This window comes from Ponticaulis sp. (assembly GCF_029210165.1).
Lineage (GTDB): Bacteria > Pseudomonadota > Alphaproteobacteria > Caulobacterales > Hyphomonadaceae > Ponticaulis.
This window is the reverse complement of the sequence record NZ_JARGNT010000001.1, coordinates 944898-969596: the sequence shown is the minus strand read 5'-3', so window position 1 is coordinate 969596 and position 24699 is coordinate 944898. Positions and strand designations below refer to the sequence as shown.

Below are 24699 nucleotides of genomic sequence, written 5' to 3'. Positions count from 1 at the left end.
TTCAGGCTGCCACTAATGCTCGTTCACGGTGAAGCAACTCAGACGCAAGGCGGATATAGGCCTCACTGCCGGAACACTTGTAATCATAAAGAAGTGCCGGCTTACCATAGCCCGGCGCTTCGGAGAGTTTCACGTTACGCGGAATAACTGTGTCGTAGATATAGACCTTACCGCCGAGCTTTTCACGTGCTTCCTGTTCCACTTCGCCAGAAAGTTTGTTTCGCTTGTCGAACATGGTCAGGATAATGCCCTGAATGTCGAGATCGGGATTGAGGCCACTTTTGACGATCTGAACGGTGCGCAGCAATTGCGACAGGCCTTCCATCGCATAGAACTCGCACTGAAGCGGCACGAGCAAAGAGTCGCTTGCCGTCATAGCGTTGATCGTCAGGGATGAGAGAGACGGTGGGCAATCGATCAGGATGATATCATAGCCGTCAGCCCCTGCCCGCTCGCGATAGCTGCGAAGCGCGTCACGGAGGCGGAAAGATCGCTTTGGATCATGAGCGAGTGCTGTCTCAACGCCAGCAAGGTTTTCATCGCCTGGTACCAACTCAAGACCCGGCACAAGCGTTTTAACGGCAGCGTCTTCCAGAGGAACCTTGTCAACCACCACGTCATATGACGTGATTTTACGGTCGCGAACGCCGACACCAAGGCCGGTGGATGCGTTACCCTGAGCATCAAAATCGACGATCAGAACCTTGCGGCCAACAGCCGCCAGCGCGGTGCCAAGGTTGATCGAAGTCGTTGTCTTACCAACTCCACCCTTCTGGTTAACAACAGCCAAGATGCGGGATTTAGTCACGGCGGACCTCCGATACAGAAAGAATGACGCCGTCGGAATCGCTCACGCTCGGCGTAACGTCAGATTTAAAAGTCCAATAAGACCAGGCTTCGGTCAATTCGATTTTCCAGTTTTTCCCCTTGAGAAACACCCCTGTTGCCGAGTTTTTGAGCCATTTCTCGGAATATTGGATCAATCCGGTCAGATCGGTCACAGCGCGCGCAGTCACAAAATCCACTGTTTCACGTGAAACATCCTCGACGCGCGAATTCTCGATGGTGGCGGGCAAATCCAGTTCACGGATTACGGTTCTCAAAAAGGCGCATCGCTTAGAGAGAGACTCCACCAGGACGATCTCGTGCGCCGCTGGATCGGCGCAACATGCCATGACAATGCCAGGCAATCCTGCCCCGGTTCCAATATCAAGAATAACCCGCCCCTCACGAACTAACGGCCAAACCTGTATGCAGTCGACAAAGTGGCGATCCCATAATTCGCCGCGCTCTCTCGGCCCAATCAGGTTGTGCGTCCTGCTCCAGAGCAGAAGCAGATCGTGATATCGGCAGAGCTTTTTATATGTTTCACGTGAAACATCGAAGCCGATGCGGTCGAGAAATTTATCGTAGTTCATCAGCTGCCCGACGCCTGCTGAGCGACGTCAGCCGCTTTGTCACGCTTTCGCATATGACTGAGAATGGCCAGAATGGCGCTCGGCGTCATGCCTTCAATGCGCTGAGCCTGAGCGATCGTTTCCGGCCGAATATGGTTAAGCTTCTCACGGATCTCATTAGAGAGAGAGCCAACCTCTTCGTAGACGATATTCGCCGGAATGCTCCGCTTCTCATCTTTTCGCAGAGACGCGATATCCGACGCCTGCCGTTCAAGATAACTCGCATAGCGGGCTTCGATCTCTGCCTGCTCGAGTATCTTGGATTCAATCGATTTAAGCTCGGGCCATTTTGCTGAAAGCATATCCAGAGTGACGCCCTGATAAGTCAGGAGCTCAAAGGCTGTGCGGCGACGCCCGTCCAGCTTGATCTCAATGCCTATAGCCTGAGCCTCATTCGGCGTCAGTGCGAGAGACGACAGCATGTCCTGCGCAGCATCCAGCTTCGCCCGTTTATCACTGAAGGCATTCCAGCGCGCGTCCTTCACACAGCCGATTTCACGGCCGCGTTCAGTCAATCTTTGATCGGCGTTGTCTGCACGAAGGTGGAGACGATATTCCGCACGCGATGTGAACATACGATAGGGCTCAGTAACGCCCCGCGTGGTCAAATCATCGATCATCACACCGATATAAGCCTCAGCTCTATCGAATACGATTGACTCCGCCCCCGGCTCGGCAGATTGGCGTGCAGCGTTAAGGCCAGCCATTAGCCCCTGTGCCGCTGCTTCTTCATAGCCTGTGGTGCCGTTGATCTGACCCGCCAGATATAGCCCCGGAAGCGCTTTCACCTCGAGAGTACGTGTGAGTGCGCGCGGGTCGACATAATCATATTCGATGGCATAGCCCGGCTGGATGATGCGAACATTCTCTAGGCCTAGAATGGTTCGGATGAAGGCATCCTGCACATCAGCTGGTAGAGATGAAGAAATACCGTTCGGATAAACCGTATCATCGTCCAGTCCTTCCGGTTCAAGAAAGACCTGGTGGCGATCACGGTCTGCGAACTTATGGACCTTATCCTCAATACTCGGACAATAACGCGGTCCCCGCCCCTCGATCGCTCCAGAATATACCGCCGACTTTGAGAGGTTCTCCTGAATGACTTTGTGGGTCTCCGCATTGGTCCAGGTGATGCCGCAGGCAATCTGAGGCACATCGACCTTCTCAGTTAAGAAGGAAAATGCGACCGGCTCTTCATCGGCGTTCTGCATTTCCAGCTTTTCCCAGTCTATCGTTTTGCCATCGAGACGCGCCGGCGTTCCAGTTTTCAGGCGGCCAAGCGGGAGCTCTAGCGCCATAAGACGTTTAGAGAGTTCCATGCTCGGGGCTTCACCGACACGGCCTGCTGGAATGCGTTCTTCACCGCGATGGATCAAACCACGCAGGAATGTGCCCGTCGTCAGAACAACCGCTTTGGAATGTAATTTCGGGCCTGACTCGCAGACTACTCCAGCGACACGACCGTCTTCGACAATCAGATCATCCACGCCGTCTTCAATGACGGTGAGGTTCTCAGTGCCTTCGATCTCGAGCTGCATGGCTTCGCGATAGAGCTTCCGGTCCGCCTGTGACCGAGGGCCCTGCACTGCTGGTCCTTTGGATCGATTAAGGAGACGATACTGAATACCCGCCTGATCCGCCACGCGCGCCATGATGCCATCAAGGGCATCAACCTCACGAACAAGGTGACCTTTGCCCAGTCCACCAATGGCCGGATTACAGGACATCTCACCGATCTTATCGGCCTTATAGGTTACCAGAGCCGTGCGTGCGCCCATACGCGCAGACGCCGCTGCGGCCTCCGTTCCGGCATGTCCGCCACCAACAATAATGACATCAAACTCGGTCACGAGCCTGTCTCCCATTAATATGTTTCACGTGAAACACTATTTCCCGACGCAAAATCCGGAGAACACTTCGCCAAGAATGTCTTCAACATCTACATGGCCCAGGATCTGATCGAGTGAAGTTCTCGCGATTGATAACTCAAAAGCAGCGAGATCAACATCCCCAATTTCCATAAGAAGTGCTTTTGCGCGCTGCAAAGCGGAAAGGCTTTCGTTCAGGCTCTCAATATGCCTCAATCGGACAACCGTTGGCGCTTCCTCGGAGCTTGTGAGGCCGACAACCTTCTGAAGAAGAATGGACTCCAAAGTGTCCATGCCCTGCCCCGTTGCCACGGCAAGCGACAGATCAACATCGTTCGGGAAGAGCTCACCATCGGCGCGATCGGCCTGGCTTATCACCCAGATATCATTCGGACCGAGCTCTGTCGGACGATCACCGATGTCATCATCAGCGCGGGTTAGAAAAATTCGGATGTCGGCATCCTCAGCCCATCGGCGGGCCCGCTTAACGCCCTCCGCCTCGATCGGATCTTCCGTTAGCCGAAGACCAGCCGTATCTGCAACAGTTACAGGCACTCCGTTCAGAACGATATGCGTCTCTAAAACATCCCGCGTTGTTCCGGGAATATCAGAGACGATTGCTGCATCCCGTTTCGCGAGTGCATTAATCAGTGTGGATTTCCCGGCGTTCGGCTTCCCAAGAATTGCTATCCGAAGTCCATCGCGAATTCGGGACGCAGACTTTGCATCTGTCAGCGCCGCATTAAATTCCGATACTAACTCATCGATCAAGCCAACCACCGGCGCATGGGCGTCTTCACCCACATCACCTTCGTCTGAAAAGTCGATAGATGCTGCCAGAAACGCCGAGGCTTCAAGAATGATTTTTCGCCAGGTCTCAATACGTTCGGACGCATCTCCTCCAACAAAACGTGCAGCCTGTTTCATTTGCGCAATGCTATTGGCGTCGATCAGATCTGCAATGCCCTCAGCCTGGAGGAGATCGAGCTTGCCATTTTCAAATGCCCGGCGGGAAAACTCTCCCCGTTCTGCAAGGCGAACCTTTTTCAGACGGGTCGCTTCAATGAGAATAGCTTCGACGATTGCAGGACTGCCATGACAGTGAATCTCTGCGCAATCTTCGCCGGTAAAGCTGTTCGGCGCTGAAAATCGCAGAATGAGCGCTTCATCAAAACGAACGCCATCAGAATCATGAAGCCAACGCGTCGCGGCTTTGCGCGGCGCCGGCAATCTGAAGTGCGTAAGTTGTTTGAGAATCTTGTCGGATTTCGGCCCGGATACCCGAACCACCGCAATTCCGGAGCGGCCATGGCCCGACGATAGAGCGATGATGGTGTCAGTTTCCTGATGTGTCATCGCTCTAACCTGATCATTGTTTCACGTGAAACAATCCCTGACGGGCGTTTAGTTATTCATGCTTGAGAAGAACTCGTCATTGTCTTTCGTCTGACGGAGTTTATCGAGCAGGAAGTCGATCGCGTCTGCGGTACCCATTGGGTTAAGAATACGGCGCAGAACGTAAACCTTGGTAAGGTGTTCTTTCGGCGTAATGAGTTCTTCTTTACGCGTACCGGATTTGAGAATGTCGATCGCAGGGAAGACACGCTTATCAGCAACCTTACGGTCAAGAACGACCTCAGAGTTACCCGTACCTTTGAATTCCTCGAAGATGACCTCGTCCATACGAGAACCGGTTTCGATCAGAGCTGTCGCGATAATAGTCAGAGATCCACCCTGCTCCAGATTACGCGCGGCACCGAAGAACCGTTTAGGACGCTGAAGCGCGTTCGCATCAACACCACCTGTCAGGACCTTACCAGAGGAAGGAACTGTCGTGTTGTACGCACGACCAAGACGGGTGATCGAGTCGAGCAGAATAACAACGTCGCGGCCATGTTCTGCCAGACGCTTTGCTTTCTCGATTACCATTTCAGCGACCTGAACGTGGCGCTGCGCCGGCTCGTCGAAGGTAGAAGATACAACCTCGCCTTTTACAGAGCGCCTCATGTCTGTCACTTCTTCCGGACGTTCGTCGATCAGAAGTACGATGAGATAACATTCCGGATGGTTCGCTTCGATGCTCGCCGCAATGTTCTGAAGCAGAACTGTTTTACCGGTACGCGGCGGCGCAACGATAAGCGCACGCTGGCCTTTACCGATTGGCGCAACAATATCGATCACACGACCAGAACGATCCTTTTTTGTCGGATCTTTCGGCGACATAACCAAACGCTCTTCCGGATAGAGCGGCGTCAGATTGTCGAAGTGAATTTTGTGCTTCGCTTTTTCAAAGTCTTCGAAGTTGATCGTCGTCGCTTTGACCAGCGCAAAATAACGTTCGCCGTCACGCGGTGAGCGAATTTCACCTTCCACCGTGTCACCCGTACGCAGACCAAATTTCTTGATCAGCTGCGGGCTAACATAAATATCGTCCGGCCCTGGAAGATAGTTGGATTCCGGTGACCGGAGAAAACCGAAGCCATCGGAAAGAACTTCCATAACGCCGGCGCCGACAATCTCGGTACCGTTTTCGGCATATTCTTTCAGGATCGCGAAAAGGAGCTCCTGCGTACGCAGAGACGACGCGTTCTCGATCTCGAGCTTTTCAGCGACTTCGAGAAGTTCTGTCGGATTTTTGAGTTTTAGATCGCGAAGAGCGACCCGTTGCTGTTCAGCAATTTGTTCTGTCATGGACTCACGCCAAAGGTTGCAGCGCGAATGCGCCAGCAATGTCGGGGATACAAGGTGAAGATTATCACACGCCTACGAATGAGGCTTGTGAGTAAAAGACATCAAACCGACTAAACGTCAAGGTCAGAATGGCTGAACGACAACCGCAATGACCGCAACAATCATCAGAACAAACGGTACTTCATTGATCATTCGAAGTGTTTTTGGCTTCGGCGCTTTTTCCGTGCCAATTTTTTTGTTCATACCAACGAACACACCATGCATGGCCGAGATACCAACGACCATAAGAAGCTTCAGATGAAACCAGCCGAATGTAAGAATAATCTGGCCCTGCATGAACGCCATTGTCAGGCCAAGCAACCAGACAATAATCATAGACGGGGTCAGGATGATGGCTTTCAGGCGGGAGATCGCCTTTTGCATCGTCAGATCGGTTTCACCGCCCGGCGTTGCTTCCAGACGATACACCATCAGGCGCGGCAACATTAAAAGCCCCGCCATCCAGGCGATCGCAAAAATAATGTGAAACGCTCTGACCCAATCGTACAGCATTGATCTGTCTTATCCCATCGCCTGAATATGCTTCATAAGCGTTTCCACGTGTTCCGGTTTTGCATCTGGCGTAATGCCATGACCAAGATTGAACACATGAGGACGCCCATCAGCGCGATAAGCTTCTATGATCTGATCGGCCCGATCAAGCATTTGTTTTCCACCGGCGATCACAGACAGTGGATCAAGGTGTCCCTGCACCGGAAAACCCTTCGGTAGTGAAGTATTCACGAAACTTGGAACCTGTCCGGTATCAAGCCCGACAGCATTTACACCGGTTTGAGCGACATAATCAGCGAGTTTAGCGCCGGCGCCGCGAGGGAAGCCGATAATTGGTACGGTCACACCGGCACTACGCAGGTTGTCGACGAGCTTACGGGTTGGTTCAATGACTAACCAGTCAAAAACGTGATCTGGAAGATTTTCAGCCCAGCTATCGAACAGCATAAGCGCATCAGCGCCCGCCTCGACCTGAGTTTTCAGATATTCTGTTGTAACAACAACGAGGTAGTCCAGAACTGCCTTCAAATCATCCGGCCGTGTATATGCCCAGAGCTTAGGATTTTTCTTGTCTGTGCCGCCCCGGCCTTCGATTGCATAGACCGCCACTGTCCAGGGTGAGCCGGCAAACCCGATAAGCGGGAATCCTTCCGGTAGTGCCGCTTTCAGACGCTCGACTGTCTCCATAACCGGAGAAACGCGCTGCATGACCTTGGAGAGCGAAACGGCTTCGAGGTCACTCGCCCTATCAAGAGGGTTCAGAATCGGCCCCTCACCCGCCTCAAAACGCAAACCACGGTCCATTGCATCGAGGACGAGCAAAATATCTGCGAAAAGAATGGCTGCATCGAACGGATAGCGTCTCAAAGGTTGCAGAGTTGCTTCCACTGACAAAGATGGTGTGTAGCAAAAATCCAGAAAGTCTTTCGCAGTTGCACGTATCTCCCGGTACTCAGGCAGATATCGGCCCGCCTGTCTCATCAACCATACCGGAGGCCTATGCGATCTTTCGCCCTTCAAGGTTTTAATGAAAAGGGAGTTTTCCGCACCAGCCATGACCCAATCCTTATATAAGATTCAATTATTTACTATTTCTTAACCAGTGTGGTTGGTTAACAATCTATTAACTTTCCACATGTCCGGCGGTTTTCATCCGGCTAATCACAGTTCATCCACAGACTGCAATCCTTTTAGAAAATGAAATTTGCCGTTTGTAACAGGCTTCAAGACGTCGCATCGACAAATTCATCCACAGATGTCGGATAAAAAGCGAACAAAATCGAGGAAAAAGCCAGCCTGTGAATTGTGCTGTGGACTAAATATGGGAAAAGATTCGTTCCACATATTTTCCACAGGGGCTGTGGAGTTTCAGGGGTAAATTGTGTCGCAGAGTGATCTGAAATCGAAACTACATATCTATTTCAACGTTCACCTGGTCTCGGACTCGACCGGTGAAACTCTGAATGCGGTAATGCGTGCGGCATGCGCACAGTTTGAAAACATCATGCCGCTCGAGCACAATTATTATCTTGTCCGGTCTGAAAAGCAGCTCGATCGCGTCTTGAAAGAAATCGACGGTGCGCCGGGCGTTGTGTGGTTCACGATTACGGATGAATCGCTCCGCACGAAGCTGGAAAATCACTGCCGCTCACAGGGACATCCGACTTTACCAGTTCTCGATGCGTCCGTGAACATGCTGAGTCGGCACCTTGGCCTCAGAACGTCTGATAAAACGGCAGCTCAATATGCGCTGAATGACGAGTATTTCGAGCGTATGGAAGCCATCAATTATACGCTTGCGCATGATGATGGCGCTGGTCCCGACGGATTGAAAAATGCTGACGTTATTCTGGTGGGCATTAGCCGGACGTCTAAAACGCCGACCTGTGTGTATCTGGCAAACCGCGGGATTAAGGCGGCGAACGTTCCGCTCGTTCCTGGTATACCTCCGCCGCGCCAGCTTTTAGAGCTGGACGGTAAAATGCCAATGGTGATTGGCTTGAAGATCTCGCCAGAGCGACTGGTTCAGATCCGCCAGCAGCGTCTTCTCTCGCTCAACGAGGAATCGACGACCAGTTATGCTGACGATGACGCGGTAAAACACGAAGCGACCGAAGCGAACCGTCTCTTCCTGCGTCAGAAATGGAAAACCATTGACGTGTCGCGTCGCTCTGTTGAAGAAACGGCCGCAGCCATCCTCAATCTTCTGCGCCGCGAAAGCTAAATCATGTCCGACGAGATCATTCTTGCCTCCGGAAGTAAAATCCGGGCGACTATTCTTAAAAATGCAGGTGTAAAATTCCGCGTGCAAACATCACGCGTTGATGAAGACGCATTCAAGGAATCTATGCGCGCTGAAGGCATGTCGCCAATGGATCAGGCTGACTATCTCGCACAGATGAAATCTGAAAAAGTGTCCTCGCAGATTGGCGGTCTCGTTCTGGGCGCCGATCAGATGCTGTCACTCGAAGGACGCGGCTTTGATAAGCCTAAATCCCGAGAAGAAGCATTTGAGCGTCTGAAAGAGTTTTCCGGCAAAACCCATCACTTGGAGTGTGCAGCGGTCATTTCAGAGAATGGCGAAGCGGTCTGGCGCTATATTGCGCGTCCGAAACTCACCATGCGCAGGCTCTCAGACGAGTTCATCAATTCATATCTCGATCAAATCGGTTATGCCGCGTTTGAAAGCGTTGGCGCTTATCAACTGGAAGGGCTTGGCGTTCAGCTGTTTTCGTCGATCGAGGGCGATTATTTTTCGATTCTGGGCCTGCCGCTTCTGCAGATTCTCGATTATCTGCGCGAACGTAGCGTGATTGCACGATGAAACTTTTTGGCGTTGTCGGAAATCCGGTAAAGCACTCCATCTCTCCGAAGCTTCACCAGTTCTGGTATGATCAGCTGGAGCTAGATGCGCGCTATGTGGCGCTCGAAATGGCGGCTGATTCCCCTGTCGATGATTTGCGCGGTCTCGCGCGATCCGGCTTTTCAGGTCTGAACATCACCCTGCCCTATAAAACCGAAGCATTGGCTTGCGCCGCTGAAGTGTCCTCCAATGCGCGGAAAATCGGTGCCGCTAACACACTGACGCGAAATGATAGCGTGTCAGGTAAAGCGCTTTGGAAGGCACATAATACTGATATTACAGGGTTTTTGTGGTCACTTGATCAATTTGGCCCGACTGAAACCGAAGAAGCCGTGCTGATTGGCGCGGGCGGTGCAGCGCGCGCTGTCGCAGCTGGCCTCAACGAACGTGGATACCGGTTGATCATTCTGAACCGCACTGTCGAGCGAGCTGAAGAAATGGTCGAAGACCTCAAACTGACCCGCGCGCGCGTTTTTCCGCTTGAGGCGCTTTCTGATTTTGCCGCTGAAAGCCAGCTCGTCGTAAACACAATCAGCCTTGGGCATACAGGCGGGTCATTGGACCTGCCGAAAAACGAGGGCGGGGCTTTCGTAGATATCAGCTATGGCGCAGCCGTCGAAGCGACGCTCGAAAATGCCAGACAAGCCGGATGGCGCGTTCTCGACGGGTTGCCGATGCTGGTCGGTCAGGCCGCTGACGCGTTCAAACTCTGGTTTGATATTGATCCGGACCGGCTCGCAGCGCTGAAAGCCTGCCGCGAATGGACTGGTACACAGGAAACTCTTCAGCTGGATTAGTCACCGGCTGGACGCATTTGCGAAAATTGTCTCATAGTCAGCTCAGAAAGGGTGTGAGGTATGATCTATCTCGGACTAACCGGGTCAATTGGCATGGGGAAAAGCGCGACCGCGCAGCTTTTCCGTGATGAAGGCGTGCCGGTCTATGATGCGGATGCCGCGGTTCACCGGATTTACGAGCCAGGTGGCAGCGCCGTTGAAGCAATTGCCGTGGAATTTCCTCACGCTATTGAAGATGGCCGCGTCAATCGGGCGGCTCTCCGCGAGATCGTCATTGATGATGCAGACCTTCTGAAAAAACTGGAATCCATCGTCCATCCGCTCGTCGGCGAAACCCAGCAGGAATTTCGCAAACACGCTGAAGACAGCGGTGCAGACATTGCCGTGCTCGATATTCCGTTGCTTTTCGAAACCGGCGGTAATGAGCGTGTCGATTATGTGGCCGTTGTTACGGCTCCGGCTGACATTCAGCGCCAACGCGTTATGGCCAGAGAGGGTATGACCGAGGCCATACTTGAAGCCATACTTGCCAAACAAACACCTGACGCCGAAAAGCGCGCACGTGCGGATTTTATCATCAATACGGTGATTGATATCGATTATGCGCGTGAGCAGGTACGGTCCTTACTATCTGCAATCCGCCGCAAACATGGGAGTAAATGATCATGCGTGAAATCATGTTCGACGTTGAAACCACGGGCCTTTTTCATGATCAGGGTGATCGGATCATCGAGATTGGTGCGGTCGAAGTCGTGAACTTCATGCCGACTGGCGAGACATTTCAGGCCTATGTCGATCCGGGCCGTTCGGTATCTAAGGAAACGATCGAGATCACAGGTATTACCGACGATATGCTGGAAGGTAAGCCGAAATTCGAAGATCCTGAGATTGTCGACAAGCTCCTCGCCTTTTTCGGGGACGCTCGCATCGTCGCGCACAACGCAAAGTTCGACCACGGCTTCCTGAATATGGAGCTTAAGCGCTGCGGCTATGATCCGATCCCATATGATCGCTGGCTCGACTCCGCAGCAATGGCACGAACCAAATTTCCCGGATCGCCTGTGTCGCTTGATGCGCTGTGCAAAAAGTTCAACATCAATTCAGACGCACGAACCTTTCACGGCGCTTTGCTCGACTCCCAACTTCTCGCCGAAGTGTATCTGGAGCTGAATGGTGGTCGACACCGGACCTTTTCATTCGATGCCAGTGATGGTGACGATGAATTTGGCGGGCGCAGAAAGCCCGCCAAGCAACGACCTCAACCACTTTCTTCCCTAATTACCGAGGAAGAACGGGCAGCCCATCTCGCATTTATTTCCGAATTTGGCGCCAAGTCGCGTTGGTTGCAGTCGACCTGGGATAAAGCCGAAGCTGATCAGGGCTGATATCCGGCCCGATAATGCTGCAAGAACGCCCCGGTTCGCATTGTAAGCGGCGGCGACATTGCTACATTGATTGGGGAAAACGACAAACCACCATATATGGTTTGAAAGAATAGATATCGGGACTGGATATATAACACGATGAGTATGGAAATTCTGATCCTTGCAGCTGTTGCAGTGTTCGTGCTTGCGCGGCTGTTCTCCGTCATGGGGAAACAAAAGGGTGCGCCTCCGCCAGAATTCCGCCGTCAGGAAAATGGCGAACGCCCGCAGCCTGTGCTCGTGCACTCTGACTCAAACGATGAGGACGAGGACGACTTTGAAGAGGCATCCGGTCTTGAGAAAATCGCCCGTGTGGATCCGTCCTTTAACCAGCGTGAATTCCTGGCGGGTGCAAAATCTGCTTATGAAATGATTGTTAAGGCCTTTGAGGCTGGTGATCGGGCAACGCTCCGCACGCTTCTGACAGACGATGTCTATGGTGATTACGAAGCGGCGATTGATGCGCGTGAGACATCCGGCGAAGCAGCCCCTGATTTCGAGCGTATTCGTGATGCCCAGATTGAAGGCGGTGAGCTGAATGGCTCTGTTGCTGAGGTCAGCGTTCTGTTTTCTGCAGAGCTCGCAACTGAAGAACGCATCATGTCGACTCGCGAAATCTGGACATTTGAACGCGACACGAAAAGCAGGGATCCGAATTGGCGACTCGCAGACGTCTCGGCGGCCTGATCTGCGTTGCGGCCCTGCTTGCTTCGTGCGAGCAGCCCGCACCGGAATGCCCCGTTTGTGAAACCGTTGAGGTAACTTCGCCGCCTGAGGATGTGTCTCCTCAGGCGTTTGATTTGTCGCAGATCGCCTTTTCTGATGTACCAGACTGGCGAACGACTCCTGTAGAGCCATCTGTTTCTGCCCTGACCGCGCATTGCGAACGGCTAGCTTCCCGTGATCCTGAAGAGGCTTTGTCCGAGCGGGCTAGCTATGGCGGCACGGTGGGTGACTGGCTTCCAGCCTGCGAAATCCTGCCGCGATATATCGAGGTTGGTGAACTCCATCGCTTCTTTGAGGACTATTTTGATCTCTATGCGATTGAGACCGAGGAAGAGACGAATCGCCTGACCGGCTATTACGAGCCTGAAATCGACGTGAGCACGCGTCCGCGCGGAGAGCTGACTCAGCCTATTCCCGGCAGGCCAGATGATCTTATTCAGGTCGATCTTGGCCAATTCGATCCGTCGCTTCAGGGGCGCCGTGTCTGGGGCCGTGTCGATGGTCAGACGCTTGACCTCTATTATGCGCGCGAAGATATTCAGCGCCGCAATGAAAACGCCCTCGCCTATGCGCATCCAACCGATGTGTTCTTCCTACAAATTCAGGGGTCCGGGCGCCTACGCTTTCCCGATGGCACGTTAAAACGCGCAGGCTTTTCCGCGCACAATCACCGTCCGTTCGGCTCGCTTGCCAACCATCTCATTCGAACCGGCGAGATCGCACGCTCCGAAGCAGGTATGGAAGGCATTCGCGACTGGATGGAGCGCGTCGGTGTCGAACGTGCACAAGACGCGATGAATGTGAATCCGCGCTATGTCTGGTTCGGGCTGTCTGACATCACGAACCCGAATGAGGGCCCGCAAGGCGCTGCAGCTATTCCGTTGACGCCGATGGGTAGTATGGCAGTTGATCTCAACCATCATCCGATGGGTGTGCCCTTTCTCATTCGTGCGCCTATTCCCACTGAGCCGGGCCGTGCGGGCGATGTACAAAACCTTGTGCTGATTGCGCAGGATACGGGCGGCGCCATTCAGGGTGTACGCCGCGGCGATATTTTCTTCGGTTCCGGTGATGAGGCTGGCGCGCTTGCAGGTTCTATGAACCAGCCGGGTGAGTTCTTCATCATGCTGCCGCAACCGGTTGAGCGAGACGCGGAATGAGCCGGAAACGTCCTCTGAGCCCGCGCGAAGAGCGGATGTGGCAAAGAGTGACGAAGTCTATCCGTCGCCTGGGTGATCGCCACCCGGAACCGGACGTCAAACCGGACGAAGATGCGGAAGCGCCGCCGCCGGCTGTTTCACGTGAAACCCATCACGCGCCGAAATCCTATGAACGACCGAAAGCCTCACGCGAGGATCTGGAAAAGCTTCTGTCCGAGCATACCGGACCGCGCATTCATGAGCGCCTGACAAAACAATTGCGGCCTACTCCGGCGTCCCCGCGTGCCAGCGTCGCCGATCGCGGCGGAGAAAAGCGTATTCAGCGCGGCAAGTTTGATATTGGTCCAAGCCTTGATTTGCATGGCGAGACGCAGGCAAGCGCGCGCTCAAACCTGCTTCGGTTTATCGTCTCTCACCGTAATGCGGGTGAGCGGTCTGTGCTGGTGATTACAGGTAAGGGCCGTGGCGGTCGCGGTATTTTACGCTCGCGCTTCCTTGAGTGGATCGGCGAACCTGATTTTCGCATGCATATCGGCGGATATGCTCGCGCTAACCAGAAACATGGCGGCGACGGTGCGTTCTACGTGTTTCTGAGACGGCTTTAAATGCCGTCACCTTCACGGCTGGCTTTTTCGACTAGCCCTGAAATGCCCTGACGTTCGGCGAGAACATTTGCAACTTCTTCCAGGCTGATACCGCGAGAGCGGAGCGCGACGAGGAAGTGATAAAGAAGATCGGCAGACTCGCCCGCAACTTCTTCTTTTTCCTGAGATGTGAGCGCAATGACAAGCTCTACAGCCTCTTCGCCCAGCTTCTTTGCCGTACGCTCAGGACCCTTCGACAGCAATTTGGCTGTATAGCTTGTGCCTCCGTCTGCAGATTTGGCGCGCTCATCGATGGTCGCAGCCACTTCCTGAAGAACTTTTCCGAAAAAACCGGCATAGCCGAGAGGTGTATCACTCATGATCAGTTCTCCTCGATCCGCATAGGAATGCCGGCGGCCTGCATCTCACGTTTTGCATCTTCAATAGCAATTTCGCCAAAGTGGAAGATGGATGCAGCAAGTACGGCCGTCGCGCCGGTTTCCTGAATGCCTTCAATCAGGTGAGGAATAGTCCCTGCCCCGCCTGACGCAATGACGGGAATTGTCACACGGGATGCGACCGACCTGGTGAGTTCGATGTCATAGCCGGATTTGGTGCCGTCTTTATCCATTGAGGTGAGGAGGATTTCCCCTGCCCCTTTGGCGCAGGCGAGCTCGGCATATTCGATTGCGTCAATGCCTGTGCCGCGTTTGCCGCCATGGGTGAAGACTTCCCATTTGCCATCGCTTGTGCGGCGCGCATCAATCGCGACGACCACACATTGGCGGCCAACACGGGCCGCGCACCGGGCAATCAGGTCCGGATCGGCAACTGCCGCCGAGTTGATACCAACTTTATCGGCCCCCGCGCGAAGAAGTGCGATCACATTATCAGGTGAACGAACGCCGCCGCCAACGGTAAGCGGTGTAAAACAATTGCGGGCCGTTTTATTGACGACATCCAGCATCGTGCCGCGACCTTCTTCGGACGCGGAGATATCCAGAAAGCAAATCTCGTCAGCGCCCTGCTCTGAATAGGCTTTGGCCAGAGCAACCGGATCACCCGCATCGCGCAGATCGACAAAGTTGACGCCTTTAACAGTGCGTCCGTCTTTCACATCGAGGCAGGGAATAATCCGGGTTTTTAGCACCGTGCAGCCTCCAGAGCTTTGACGGGATCAATATCGCCGTCATAAAGCGCGCGGCCCAGAATGGAGCCTGAGATCGGCGCGCTGGACGAGCGCAAATTCGTAATGTCTTCAACGGCTTTCACACCGCCTGACGCGATGACGGGAATAGAAACTGCGTCAGCCAGACTTGCTGTCAGATCAACATTCACGCCTGTTTTCAGTCCATCGCGGCCAATATCTGTCACGATGATCGCAGCAACGCCGGAGTCTGCAAAGGCTTTAGCGAGCTCGACAGCTTTTAGAGTTGAGACCTCTGCCCAGCCTTCAACAGCAACAAAGCCATCGCGCGCATCAATACCGACCGCGATCTTGCCCGGGTAAGCTGCGGCGCATTCTTTGACGAAATCAGGGTCGCGCGCAGCAATCGTGCCAAGGATCAGACGTGAAATGCCAGCATCAAGCCAGCTTTCGACATGCTCGCGCGTTCGAATGCCACCGCCAAGCTGGACCGGCATGTTTACCGTTGAGAGAATCTCCTGAACCGATTGACGGTTTTTGCTCTCACCCGCAAAGGCGCCATTCAGATCGACGACGTGGAGATATTCAAAACCCATATCTTCAAAGCGTTTGGCCTGATCAGCGGGCGTGTTGTTGAACACAGTCGCCTGTTTCATGTCGCCTTGAATGAGGCGCACGCACTGGCCGTCTTTCAGATCAATCGCCGGATAGAGAGTAAAAGCGGTCATGGGTTCCATTTGATCCAGTTGGTGAGCAGGCGAAGGCCGGTCTCCTGACTGAGTTCCGGGTGGAACTGAGTGCCGAAAACATTGTCGCGCCCAATGGCTGCTGTGATGTGACCGCCATAATCGACTTCGACTTGAAGATCGGACGGATTTGCGCAGTGCATGTGATAAGAGTGGACGAAATAGGCGTGGTTGCCCGTCTCGATACCAGCCAGAACCGGATGCTCTGTTCGAACGACCAGCTCGTTCCAGCCCATGTGAGGAATTGGCAGGCCCGCATCGGTCGGGATGTGCTCAACCTTGCCCGGAATCCAGCCAAAACCGGATGTTTCACCGTCTTCAAGGCCAAGATCAGCCATAAGCTGCATGCCAACACAGATACCGAGAACCGGACGGCCCTTTTTGTGGATGCTGTCTTCGAGCGCCTCGACCAGACCTGAAACACCGAACATGGCTTCGCGGCAGTCTTTAAAGTGGCCAACGCCTGGAATAACGACGCGGTCAGCGGCGGCGACCTTTTCAGGACTGTCGGTGACGATCAGTTCGCAGGACAGGCCCGAGCGCTCGACGGCAACCTCGAGCGCGCGTTGCGCAGATGGAATATTCCCTGCGCCATAGTCAATCAGAGCTACGGTTTGCATAGAGCCTTACTGAGTCTGTCTCGTTTCTAGAGAGACCCTTTAGTAGAGACAGCTTCACCTGCAAATACCGGATCGTAGGAAATTGCCTGACGAAGCGAGCGAGCAAGCGCTTTAAAGCAAGATTCGGCAATATGGTGACAGTTCTCGCCGTAAAGGTTCTCGATGTGGACACAGCCACCGGAATTCATTGCGAAGGCCTGAAACCATTCCTTGAATAGCTCAGTGTCGAAATCGCCAATCTTGTCACGCGTGAAACTCACATTCCAGATCAGATACGGGCGGTTGCACATATCGATTGCGGCGCGGCTGAGCGTCTCGTCCATCGGTACATAAGCATGGCCGAACCGGTTGATCCCTTTGAAATCACCGAGCGCTTTTGTGATGGCCTGACCCATCACAATGCCGGTGTCTTCAACAGTGTGGTGCATGTCGATGTGAAGATCGCCCTTGGCTTCGACTTTCAGGTCGATAGCGCTGTGCTTGGAAAACGCTTCCAGCATATGGTCGAAAAAGCCGATCCCGGTCTGAATTTCAGACTTTCCTTTACCGTCCAGCGTTACACTGACGCGGATCTGGGTCTCTTTCGTTTCGCGATAAACTTCTGCAGTGCGCATGATCACATTCCCTGCCGACTTTTTTGTCGGTTTCTACAAAGATTTAGGGGCTTATTCACCGATTTCTAAACAAATTCTCTTAACAGAGGTCTGATGGGAGCCTGATTTCAGGTCTGCCCATAATCCTTTGAGGAGCAAATGGCTAGGCAGGAAACGCCAAAAGGAAGCGTAAAGTACAGCCTGAGAGCGAGCCTGATCGGTTTCGTGATCGGGCTTATTGTGCTTGCGTCTCTGGGGTTTGCACTGTCCAATCTGGCGCTGGATCACTTCACGCGCGAGGCCAAAGCCACATCAAATATCGAAGCGAGCGCGAATACGTGGAACCCGGTCATGCCGACCATGTTGCCGCGCCCAAGCATCACAAATGAAGAGCGCGTGACCGAGCTGGTTCGTGTGTCTGAAACCGTATCTGCGCTGCGTGTCATCGATATTGACGGTGAGATCGCATTCGATGTGATCGAGGAGCAAAGTTCCCACCGCGTGATTATGGAAGCGCTGGCGCTTTCAAAGCTCGGGGACGAACGCAAAGTTCTTCGCAGCGAAAACGGTATTGTTCTGGCTCAGCCAATTTACACAAATGGCGAGCTGACCGGTCATTTTGCGATCGAGTATCCGTTCTCAGCCCTGCCGAATACCTGGCTACGTACACTTATGTGGAGTCTCGCAACAGGCGCGCTGATCTGTGCGCTTTGCATTCCTCTGGTACTGCTTCTCGTCCATAAATTTACAGACCCGCTTTATCGCCTGATAGACTTCACGTCCGGCTTGAATGCAGGGCATTTGTCGGCCCGCGTTGAACTGAATTCCGGAAACGAGTTCGATCTGCTTGGCGAGTCCTTCAATAAGATGATGCAGCGTATGGAAAACACCATGCGCCACATCCAGAAGCTCGCTTTTGTGGATTCTGTTACCGACCTGCCGAACCGCGAACGCTTTCTGCGCGTTCTGAATAAGTCCCTTCATGACCGTACAGATGATTGTTTCACGGCCGTCATTATTCTGAACGTCGATCGCTTCCGCTGGGTGAATGAAACGCTTGGCCCGCAAAAGGGCGATGAAGCGCTGTCACTTATCGGCATGCGCATCCGCAAAGCGCTTGCGGCGGCTGATAAAGCAGTACGGCTTGCTGATGCTCAGGCCCAGCCATCAATGGTGGCGCGTCTCAGTGGTGATGAATTTGCCGTCGTTGTTCCGAATATTGACGCAAAATCTGACATTACCCGTCTCATGCAGATGGTGATTTCCAGCATGCGTCAGCCGCTTGAGATTGGCGGTCAGGCGATCACGCTTGGCCTGTCGGGTGGTATCGCGCTTGCGCCAATCCATGGCGTTAAAGGCGAAGATCTCGTCAAAAATGCTGACCTCGCTCTGAAAGAAGCGCGCCGTGCAGGCCGCTCTAAAGCCCGCTTCTACTCTACCAAGCTCAATAAAATTGCGATGGACCGGCTTCACCTCGAAGCTGATCTGCGTCGCGGTATTGAGCGCGATGAGTTCATTCCGTATTTTCAGGCGAAGGTGGACTTCAAAACGGGCCAGATTTCCGGTGCCGAGGCGCTGGTGCGCTGGCAGCGTGAAGATGGCGATATCATTTCGCCGGGCATCTTTATTCCAATGGCAGAGCAGCTTGGTCTGATCTCTCGCATTGGCGAGTCCGTCCTGAAACAGGCCTGTGTGCAGGCGACCCGCTGGATGAAAGCCGGTCATGACTGCAAAGTCGCGGTGAACGTATCCCCACTTCAGTTTGAAGAAGCCAATTTCTCTGAGAAAGTTCTCTCTTCTATTCGTGATGCTGGCCTGCCGCCGGGTCGTCTCGAGCTTGAGATCACCGAGACCATGGCTGTTGCAGACACTGATCGCGTATCGGAGATCATGCGTCCGCTGCGGGCTATGGGCGTGCGCCTCGCGATTGACGATTTCGGTGCGGGCCACTCAAACCTCGTGACGCTTACCAAGCTTCCATTCGACGTGTTCAAGATCGACCAGCAGTTCGTCAGCGCGCTCCATTCTGATTCTCAGGCGCCTGCTGTTGTTGAGATGATTCTGGCTATGGCTGAGACTATGGGTCTTGAGACAGTAGCTGAAGGTGTTGAGACACCGTCCCAGAGCGACTTCCTGCGTCGACGCGGCTGTACACTGGCGCAAGGCTACCTCTATGCGAAGCCGATTCCACCGGACGAATTCATGAAGTTCCTTGAAAACTGGCGTCCTTTTGGTGAGACGCTGGCTGAGGATTTCCTCGCCTCTCTGGACGGTGCAGCTTAGGCTCGACATACCAGATTTATCGATAAACGGAAATTTTGCTTGCGTTTTGGCGATAGCTTCGCCACATTGCCAGCATGATGAATGATACCCACCAGGACAATAAATGGCGTGCAACCACAATTCTGGCTGTGCGCAAGAACGGTAAAATCGCCCTCATCGGTGATGGTCAGGTTTCCCTTGGCCAGACAGTGATGAAGGGCAATGCGAAGAAGGTGCGCCAGCTTATTGAAGGCAAGGTGCTGACCGGATTTGCAGGCGCGACGGCGGATGCCTTCACGTTGTTCGAACGCCTTCAGGGCAAACTCGAACGCTATCCCGACCAGCTTCAGCGCGCCGCTGTCGAGCTCGCCAAGGAATGGCGTACCGAGAAATATCTTCAGAAACTCGAAGCCATGCTGATCGTGGCTGACAAGGATGTCACTCTCCTCATTTCCGGCCAGGGCGACGTCATCGAACCGGAGCATAACGTGTTGGCGATTGGCTCTGGCGGCAATTACGCCGTCTCCGCAGCGCGCGCGCTCTATGAATATGAACCAGACGCGGAAGTGATTGCCCGTAAAGCGATGGAGATCGCGGCAGATATCTGTGTCTACACAAATTCCAGCTTCACACTGGAATCTCTGCCATCGGAGACATGATATGGATCGCGACAAGCTGAAGGCGGCAATTGAAGCCGATGTAATTTCTGCCGATCAGGCCGCCCGGCTTGAAGCGATGTTTACAAGAAAAGAAGGCGAAGAGGCCGAATCCGAGCCGTTACGCTTTCTTTCCAATCTGAATGACGTTTTCCTCTCAATTGGTCTCGTCATTCTGTTTGTCGGCCTTGGTGCCGGCCTTTCCATCTCAATTTTTACATCCGGCACGGTGCGGTTCGAGCATTTCGCACCGGTAATTTTCGGTCTTCTGGCGGCGATTGCCTGGGGCCTGTCGGAATATTTCTGCGCCCGCCGGAAATTGCTCCTGCCGAGCATTGTTCTCGCGATTATCTGGTCGGTTTGTGTTGGCGTTGCTGCTTACTTCCTGCTCGTCTGGAACGTGTTTCAGGAGCATGGCGGCGAGATTGCGTCTTCTGTCTTTACGGGAAGCGAGCCAAGCGACAGTTTCTTTGAAGATCTGGCAACGCAGTCGCGGACGTCGGCTATTCTCGGTATTCTGGTCGCGACGGGTGCGGCGCTTGCGTATTACATCCGCTTCCGCCTGCCCTTCTCTCAATTCCTGATGATGATCACGCTGTCGCTCATCGCGTTCATTCTGATGCCGGGCTATGAAACATTGGTGGCTATGGGCGTCGTCTCGCTCTTGCTGGCCATCTTTTTCGATGCGCGCGACCCTCACCGCTCTTCCCGCCTGTCTGATAATGCTTTCTGGCTGCATGTGGCTGCGGCTCCGCAGCTGGTTTATGGCATTCGGGGTATTGTTGAAGGCTCTGTGCCAGAAGGAAGTGCCATGGTCCATGTCGCACTCGTCTCTGTGCTTGCTGTGTTGACCATTCTTTCGCTGGCTTTGAACCGTCGCGCGCTCATTATCTCGGGCCTTGTGACTTTCGGATGGGCGATCTGGAATCTTTTCCAGGCATTCGGCGACTCCATTCTGATGAAGTTTGCCGCGCCTTTCCTCCTCATCGGTGCGATCGTTGTTCTGCTTGGCGCCGGCTGGAAGACAGCGCGGAAGATTCTTCTGGCTTGGGTGCCATCGACAGGGCTGCTCGGGCGTGTCTTCCCGAAAGAAGTCTGAGGCTTTCGAAAAATAGAATCCGAAGACGGGCTGGGATTTTTTCTTGGAGATTTCAGCTCTCTTCCTAACTCCTAGTGAGACCAGTGGCGCGTTTTGCCAGAATTATCCGGAGCCTTTGCATTTATGACCGAGTTTTCTCCCCGCGAAATCGTATCTGAACTCGACCGGTATATTGTCGGTCAGGCTGACGCGAAACGGGCAGTCGCGATTGCGCTGCGCAACCGGTGGAGACGTAAACAGGTCGGTCCACCGCTGGCCGAAGAAATTACGCCTAAGAATATCCTGATGATCGGGCCCACCGGTGTCGGTAAAACAGAGATCTCTCGCCGGCTTGCGAAGCTGGCGAATGCGCCGTTTCTGAAAGTTGAAGCGACCAAGTTTACCGAGGTTGGCTATGTCGGCCGCGATGTTGAACAGATCATTCGTGATCTTGTGGAAGCTGCAATCGGCATCACCCGTGAGCGCAAACGTCAGGACGTACGTGTACGCGCTGAGATTGCCGCCGAAGAACGTGTGCTGAGCGCGCTTGTCGGTGAAAACGCAGGCCAGTCTACCCGCGAAACCTTCCGCAAGAAGCTGAAAGACGGCGATCTCGATGATCGCGAAGTCGATATCGATATAGCTGATACGTCTTCGCCTATGGATATGATGGACATCCCCGGCGGCGGTGGCTCAATGGGTATGATCAATCTTGGCGACATATTCGGCAAGGCGATGGGCGGGCGCACCAAACAGGTCCGCATGAAGGTCAAGAACGCTTATGAGCCGCTCCTGAATGAGGAAAGCGATAAGCTGCTCGACGAGGAAAGCATTATTCGTGAGGCTGTTCGCTCTGTTGAGCAGGATGGCATCGTCTTTCTGGATGAGATCGACAAGGTTGCTTCCGGTGGTGATCGCCGCGGCGCCGATGTCTCCCGCGAAGGCGTGCAGCGTGACCTACTCCCGCTTATTGAAGGTACAACGGTTACAACCAAGCGCGGCGCGGTGAAAACCGACCATATTCTCTTCATCGCATCAGGCGCGTTCCACGTGGCCAAGCCGAGCGACCTTCTGCCGGAGCTCCAGGGCCGTCTTCCAATTCGTGTCGAGCTGAAAGCCCTCACTCGAGATGATTTCCGCCGCATCCTGACAGAACCGGAGGCGAGCCTCATCAAGCAGTATACTGCGCTTATGGGAGCTGAGGGCGTCACGCTCGAGTTTTCTGAAGATGCTATTGATGAGCTTGCAGATCTCGCCGTGCGCGTGAATGAGAGCGTAGAGAATATCGGTGCGCGTCGTCTGCAAACGGTGATGGAACGCCTGCTGGACGAGATTTCCTTTACGGCGCCAGACCGCTCAGGCGAAACAATTGTTCTGACGGCGCAGGACGTAAAAACAAAAGTCGGCGACCTTGCTCAGGACGCCGACCTTTCAAAATACATTCTCTGATCTGATCAGGCTTTTTTGGCCTTACGGCGTCGCCATGCAGGAAGCACGAGGCGGCGCCAGGACAGCGCCATGCCCGTCCAGACAAGGAAGCAGGCAGCCAGTGATGCGAGGCCGGCAATGGTGGACCCGATCACGCCATAACGCTCGCCTGTATGAATAAAGCGCAGGAACATACGGGTTTTCAGGGCTGGTGAGTTTTCCGCATATTCGCGAACTTGTGTAATCTCGCCGGCGCTGCGGTCAAAAGTGAGGTTTGTCCGTTGTTGAGGCGTGATGCGGTTTCCAAAATCGCGCGTCAGGCTAACAGTCTCTGCATCCGGCTCTGACGGTAGCGAAATAGACATACGCTTCCAGTCTCCGTCATATTCCGCGATCGCAGCGTCGACTGCAGCCTGAAGGCTCATCAGTTCGATTACCGTTTCTTCTGCTTCTGCGGTGTCCGGCCCGTTTCCGCCTGACGGAGGTGGCCCGCCGCGTTGAGGCATGTCTTTACCCCATGCTGTGTAAATAAGCTGGGATGCCCACGGGTATGAAATCATGACACCCGAGATGACGATGAAGAAGAGCGGGATCAGCGCCCAGAAGCCGAATACATGGTGCCAGTTATAGTCGCGGGCTTTCGCATTCGGATAAGATCCGCGGAAGAACAGGTTTAGTTTGAAGAAGGTCCAGCGCATCGCCTTTGGAAACCAGAGGTACAAGCCCGAAATCACCAGAAACAGAAAGGCGAGATTAGCTGCGCCGGTGACGGCGCGAGCCGTAGACCGGGCTTCACCTTCTGCACCAAGCCAGCGGTGGATGCCCATCATTGTGTGCATGAAGTCTTCTGTCGAAAGCGCAGGGTTCTCGATTGGTGTGCCCGTAAACGGATTTAACAGAACGGCATCTGAGCGCCCTGCCTGAAGAATCACGGGCGCGTTTTCGCGGTTATCAATCGCCAGAGACACGCGATTAGTACCAGCTGCCTGAACCGCTTCTGTCTGTACCAGCTCATCCACAGTCATGCGTGTCGCGCCTTCGGGAGCTTCGACCTCGACGCTGTCCAGAATCGCGAGCGGCAGATGGTGTTCATACATCAGAAGAATGCCGGTGACCGACATGAGAAGTACGAACAGGCCTGCAACGCAGCCGGTTGCAAGATGGCTCCAGAAAATGATCCGACGAAATGACATGGGGGTTTCACCCTTTTACAGATTAAACGGCGCGAATGGGCGTCTATGGATTGGCTGGGGCCTCAGTCCGCCTGAAATGCGTTATAGATCTGACGAAACTATGTGACATGACATGCGCATCGGGGCCGACTGTGATTTGTTGAGATAGCTGCAGGCTGATCTTTATAACCATATAAACGTTATGGCTTTAGCGTTCCGTCGTATATCATCTGCGACCAAATGACCGCAGTGCGGATGGACGGACTGACTGCGCGCGTTCGGGATGCGCGAAGAAGAGCGGCACATAACACTTCCAATGCAACTGATAATTATTCTCAATAATGGCCTTGCATTTGTTGAGAATGATTGTCAACAGGCGGAGCGTTATTGTTTGTCTGTATAGCGGTTTTCGAGGCTTCTTGCCTCTGGAGTACCCTTCATCAGACGCTCGAGCGTCTGAATGGTCGTGTCGACGTTATCAGCATTGAGGCGCTGCTCGATCCACTCATTAAAGCCCGCTTCAATGCCCGCAACCTTGTCGGCTGCGCCTTCGCCAGAATCTGTCAGGGCCAGTTTGACCGCCCGTCTATCGGTTGGGTCAGGGGTGCGGGTGATGAGCCCTTTATCTTCTATTCGCTTTATAAGGCGGGAGGGATGATCCGCTTCACAAATCAGAAAGCGGCTGAGCTCCCTGATGGATAAAGGTCCATTCTCTTGGAGCGTCGTGAGAACTTCCGCCCAGGCGGGCGTCAGGCCCAATGGTCTCAACATGTCAGCAAAGACGCGATGACCGCTGCGTTGTGCGGCGAGAATCGTATCGCGGAACCTCTTGGGAAGCGTCATGATGACTCCATAATATGCTATGTCATGTAAAT

26 protein-coding genes are annotated in these 24699 nt (G+C 53.8%); 12 read left to right on the top strand and 14 right to left on the bottom strand.

The genetic code is table 11. The annotated features are described in order from the left end of the window. Position 1 precedes the first annotated feature (1 nt). The 7 genes from P1U45_RS04840 to hemE all read right to left on the bottom strand — a co-directional run bounded on the left by P1U45_RS04840 (position 2) and on the right by hemE (position 7624). Positions 2–808, bottom strand: coding sequence for a ParA family protein (locus P1U45_RS04840; protein ID WP_301057793.1), 807 nt, complete (start codon positions 806–808; stop codon positions 2–4). After that, positions 801–1418, bottom strand: coding sequence for a 16S rRNA (guanine(527)-N(7))-methyltransferase RsmG (gene rsmG, locus P1U45_RS04835; protein ID WP_301057792.1), 618 nt, complete (start codon positions 1416–1418; stop codon positions 801–803). The genes P1U45_RS04840 and rsmG overlap by 8 nt, the downstream gene beginning before the upstream one ends. Further along, positions 1418–3322: a tRNA uridine-5-carboxymethylaminomethyl(34) synthesis enzyme MnmG gene (mnmG, locus tag P1U45_RS04830; protein ID WP_366144965.1), complete on the bottom strand. Its 1905-nt coding sequence runs from the start codon at positions 3320–3322 to the stop codon at positions 1418–1420. Before mnmG ends, rsmG begins: the two co-directional genes overlap by 1 nt. A gap of 21 nt (positions 3323–3343) precedes the next feature. Next, complete coding sequence (gene mnmE / locus P1U45_RS04825; protein ID WP_301057789.1) at positions 3344–4681, bottom strand: tRNA uridine-5-carboxymethylaminomethyl(34) synthesis GTPase MnmE; 1338 nt, start codon at positions 4679–4681, stop codon at positions 3344–3346. 48 nt (positions 4682–4729) lie between these two features. Further along, on the bottom strand, positions 4730–6016 hold the full coding sequence (rho, locus tag P1U45_RS04820) for a transcription termination factor Rho (RefSeq protein WP_301057788.1): 1287 nt from the start codon (positions 6014–6016) through the stop codon (positions 4730–4732). A gap of 123 nt (positions 6017–6139) precedes the next feature. Further along, positions 6140–6568 (bottom strand): CopD family protein, encoded by a 429-nt coding sequence (locus P1U45_RS04815; RefSeq protein ID WP_301057786.1) that lies wholly within the window; start codon positions 6566–6568, stop codon positions 6140–6142. 9 nt (positions 6569–6577) lie between these two features. Next, positions 6578–7624, bottom strand: a complete 1047-nt coding sequence (gene hemE / locus P1U45_RS04810) for a uroporphyrinogen decarboxylase (RefSeq protein ID WP_301057785.1) — start codon at positions 7622–7624, stop codon at positions 6578–6580. Between the two features lie 325 nt (positions 7625–7949). Here hemE and P1U45_RS04805 point away from each other — a divergent pair, with 325 nt between their 5' ends. The 8 genes from P1U45_RS04805 to P1U45_RS04770 all read left to right on the top strand — a co-directional run bounded on the left by P1U45_RS04805 (position 7950) and on the right by P1U45_RS04770 (position 14143). Continuing rightward, a complete protein-coding gene (locus tag P1U45_RS04805; RefSeq protein ID WP_022693785.1) occupies positions 7950–8792 on the top strand; it encodes a pyruvate, water dikinase regulatory protein in 843 nt (280 codons plus the stop codon). Between the two features lie 3 nt (positions 8793–8795). Beyond that, complete coding sequence (locus P1U45_RS04800) at positions 8796–9392, top strand: Maf family protein (protein WP_301057783.1); 597 nt, start codon at positions 8796–8798, stop codon at positions 9390–9392. Beyond that, positions 9389–10228, top strand: coding sequence for a shikimate dehydrogenase (locus tag P1U45_RS04795; RefSeq protein WP_301057782.1), 840 nt, complete (start codon positions 9389–9391; stop codon positions 10226–10228). Before P1U45_RS04800 ends, P1U45_RS04795 begins: the two co-directional genes overlap by 4 nt. Positions 10229–10288: 60 nt before the next feature. Continuing rightward, a complete protein-coding gene (gene coaE, locus P1U45_RS04790; RefSeq protein ID WP_301057781.1) occupies positions 10289–10891 on the top strand; it encodes a dephospho-CoA kinase in 603 nt (200 codons plus the stop codon). Positions 10892–10893: 2 nt separating this feature from the next. Then, a complete protein-coding gene (gene dnaQ / locus P1U45_RS04785) occupies positions 10894–11613 on the top strand; it encodes a DNA polymerase III subunit epsilon (RefSeq protein ID WP_301057780.1) in 720 nt (239 codons plus the stop codon). Between the two features lie 138 nt (positions 11614–11751). Further along, entirely contained in the window at positions 11752–12339 is a 588-nt protein-coding gene (locus tag P1U45_RS04780) for a Tim44/TimA family putative adaptor protein (RefSeq protein WP_293609086.1), read from the top strand. Further along, positions 12309–13538 (top strand): MltA domain-containing protein, encoded by a 1230-nt coding sequence (locus P1U45_RS04775; protein WP_301057778.1) that lies wholly within the window; start codon positions 12309–12311, stop codon positions 13536–13538. The genes P1U45_RS04780 and P1U45_RS04775 overlap by 31 nt, the downstream gene beginning before the upstream one ends. Continuing rightward, positions 13535–14143, top strand: a complete 609-nt coding sequence (locus P1U45_RS04770; RefSeq protein WP_301057777.1) for a Smr/MutS family protein — start codon at positions 13535–13537, stop codon at positions 14141–14143. Before P1U45_RS04775 ends, P1U45_RS04770 begins: the two co-directional genes overlap by 4 nt. Here the strand turns inward: P1U45_RS04770 and P1U45_RS04765 are convergent. From P1U45_RS04765 to hisB, 5 genes are read right to left on the bottom strand one after another with little or no spacing between them, the layout of a single operon-like run. After that, positions 14140–14502 (bottom strand): phosphoribosyl-ATP diphosphatase, encoded by a 363-nt coding sequence (locus P1U45_RS04765; protein ID WP_301057776.1) that lies wholly within the window; start codon positions 14500–14502, stop codon positions 14140–14142. The two genes, P1U45_RS04770 and P1U45_RS04765, sit on opposite strands and share 4 nt — an antisense overlap. A gap of 2 nt (positions 14503–14504) precedes the next feature. After that, the gene (gene hisF, locus P1U45_RS04760; protein WP_301057775.1) at positions 14505–15272 is read right to left on the bottom strand and encodes an imidazole glycerol phosphate synthase subunit HisF; all 768 of its coding nucleotides are present in this window, start codon (positions 15270–15272) and stop codon (positions 14505–14507) included. Further along, positions 15266–15997, bottom strand: coding sequence for a 1-(5-phosphoribosyl)-5-[(5-phosphoribosylamino)methylideneamino]imidazole-4-carboxamide isomerase (gene hisA / locus P1U45_RS04755; RefSeq protein ID WP_301057774.1), 732 nt, complete (start codon positions 15995–15997; stop codon positions 15266–15268). Before hisA ends, hisF begins: the two co-directional genes overlap by 7 nt. After that, positions 15994–16635 carry an imidazole glycerol phosphate synthase subunit HisH gene (gene hisH / locus P1U45_RS04750; RefSeq protein WP_301057772.1) on the bottom strand — a complete coding sequence of 214 codons (642 nt, stop codon included), beginning with the start codon at positions 16633–16635 and terminating at the stop codon, positions 15994–15996. Before hisH ends, hisA begins: the two co-directional genes overlap by 4 nt. 26 nt (positions 16636–16661) lie before the next feature. Beyond that, entirely contained in the window at positions 16662–17252 is a 591-nt protein-coding gene (gene hisB / locus P1U45_RS04745) for an imidazoleglycerol-phosphate dehydratase HisB (protein ID WP_366144981.1), read from the bottom strand. Positions 17253–17387: 135 nt separating this feature from the next. Between hisB and P1U45_RS04740 the strand changes: the two genes are divergently transcribed. The 4 genes from P1U45_RS04740 (at position 17388) to hslU (ending at position 22673) form a co-directional block, all read left to right on the top strand. Further along, complete coding sequence (locus P1U45_RS04740; protein ID WP_301057768.1) at positions 17388–19511, top strand: GGDEF domain-containing phosphodiesterase; 2124 nt, start codon at positions 17388–17390, stop codon at positions 19509–19511. A gap of 77 nt (positions 19512–19588) precedes the next feature. Then, positions 19589–20149 carry an ATP-dependent protease subunit HslV gene (gene hslV / locus P1U45_RS04735; RefSeq protein WP_027441440.1) on the top strand — a complete coding sequence of 187 codons (561 nt, stop codon included), beginning with the start codon at positions 19589–19591 and terminating at the stop codon, positions 20147–20149. Between the two features lies 1 nt (position 20150). Beyond that, positions 20151–21245 carry a hypothetical protein gene (locus P1U45_RS04730; protein ID WP_301057766.1) on the top strand — a complete coding sequence of 365 codons (1095 nt, stop codon included), beginning with the start codon at positions 20151–20153 and terminating at the stop codon, positions 21243–21245. A gap of 123 nt (positions 21246–21368) precedes the next feature. Continuing rightward, positions 21369–22673, top strand: a complete 1305-nt coding sequence (gene hslU, locus P1U45_RS04725; protein ID WP_301057764.1) for an ATP-dependent protease ATPase subunit HslU — start codon at positions 21369–21371, stop codon at positions 22671–22673. A gap of 5 nt (positions 22674–22678) precedes the next feature. On the opposite strand, the gene P1U45_RS04720 is transcribed toward hslU, so the two are convergent. Further along, positions 22679–23845 carry a PepSY-associated TM helix domain-containing protein gene (locus P1U45_RS04720; protein WP_301057763.1) on the bottom strand — a complete coding sequence of 389 codons (1167 nt, stop codon included), beginning with the start codon at positions 23843–23845 and terminating at the stop codon, positions 22679–22681. Between the two features lie 363 nt (positions 23846–24208). Continuing rightward, positions 24209–24667: a MarR family transcriptional regulator gene (locus tag P1U45_RS04715; RefSeq protein WP_301057762.1), complete on the bottom strand. Its 459-nt coding sequence runs from the start codon at positions 24665–24667 to the stop codon at positions 24209–24211. Between the last annotated feature and the right edge of the window lie 32 nt (positions 24668–24699).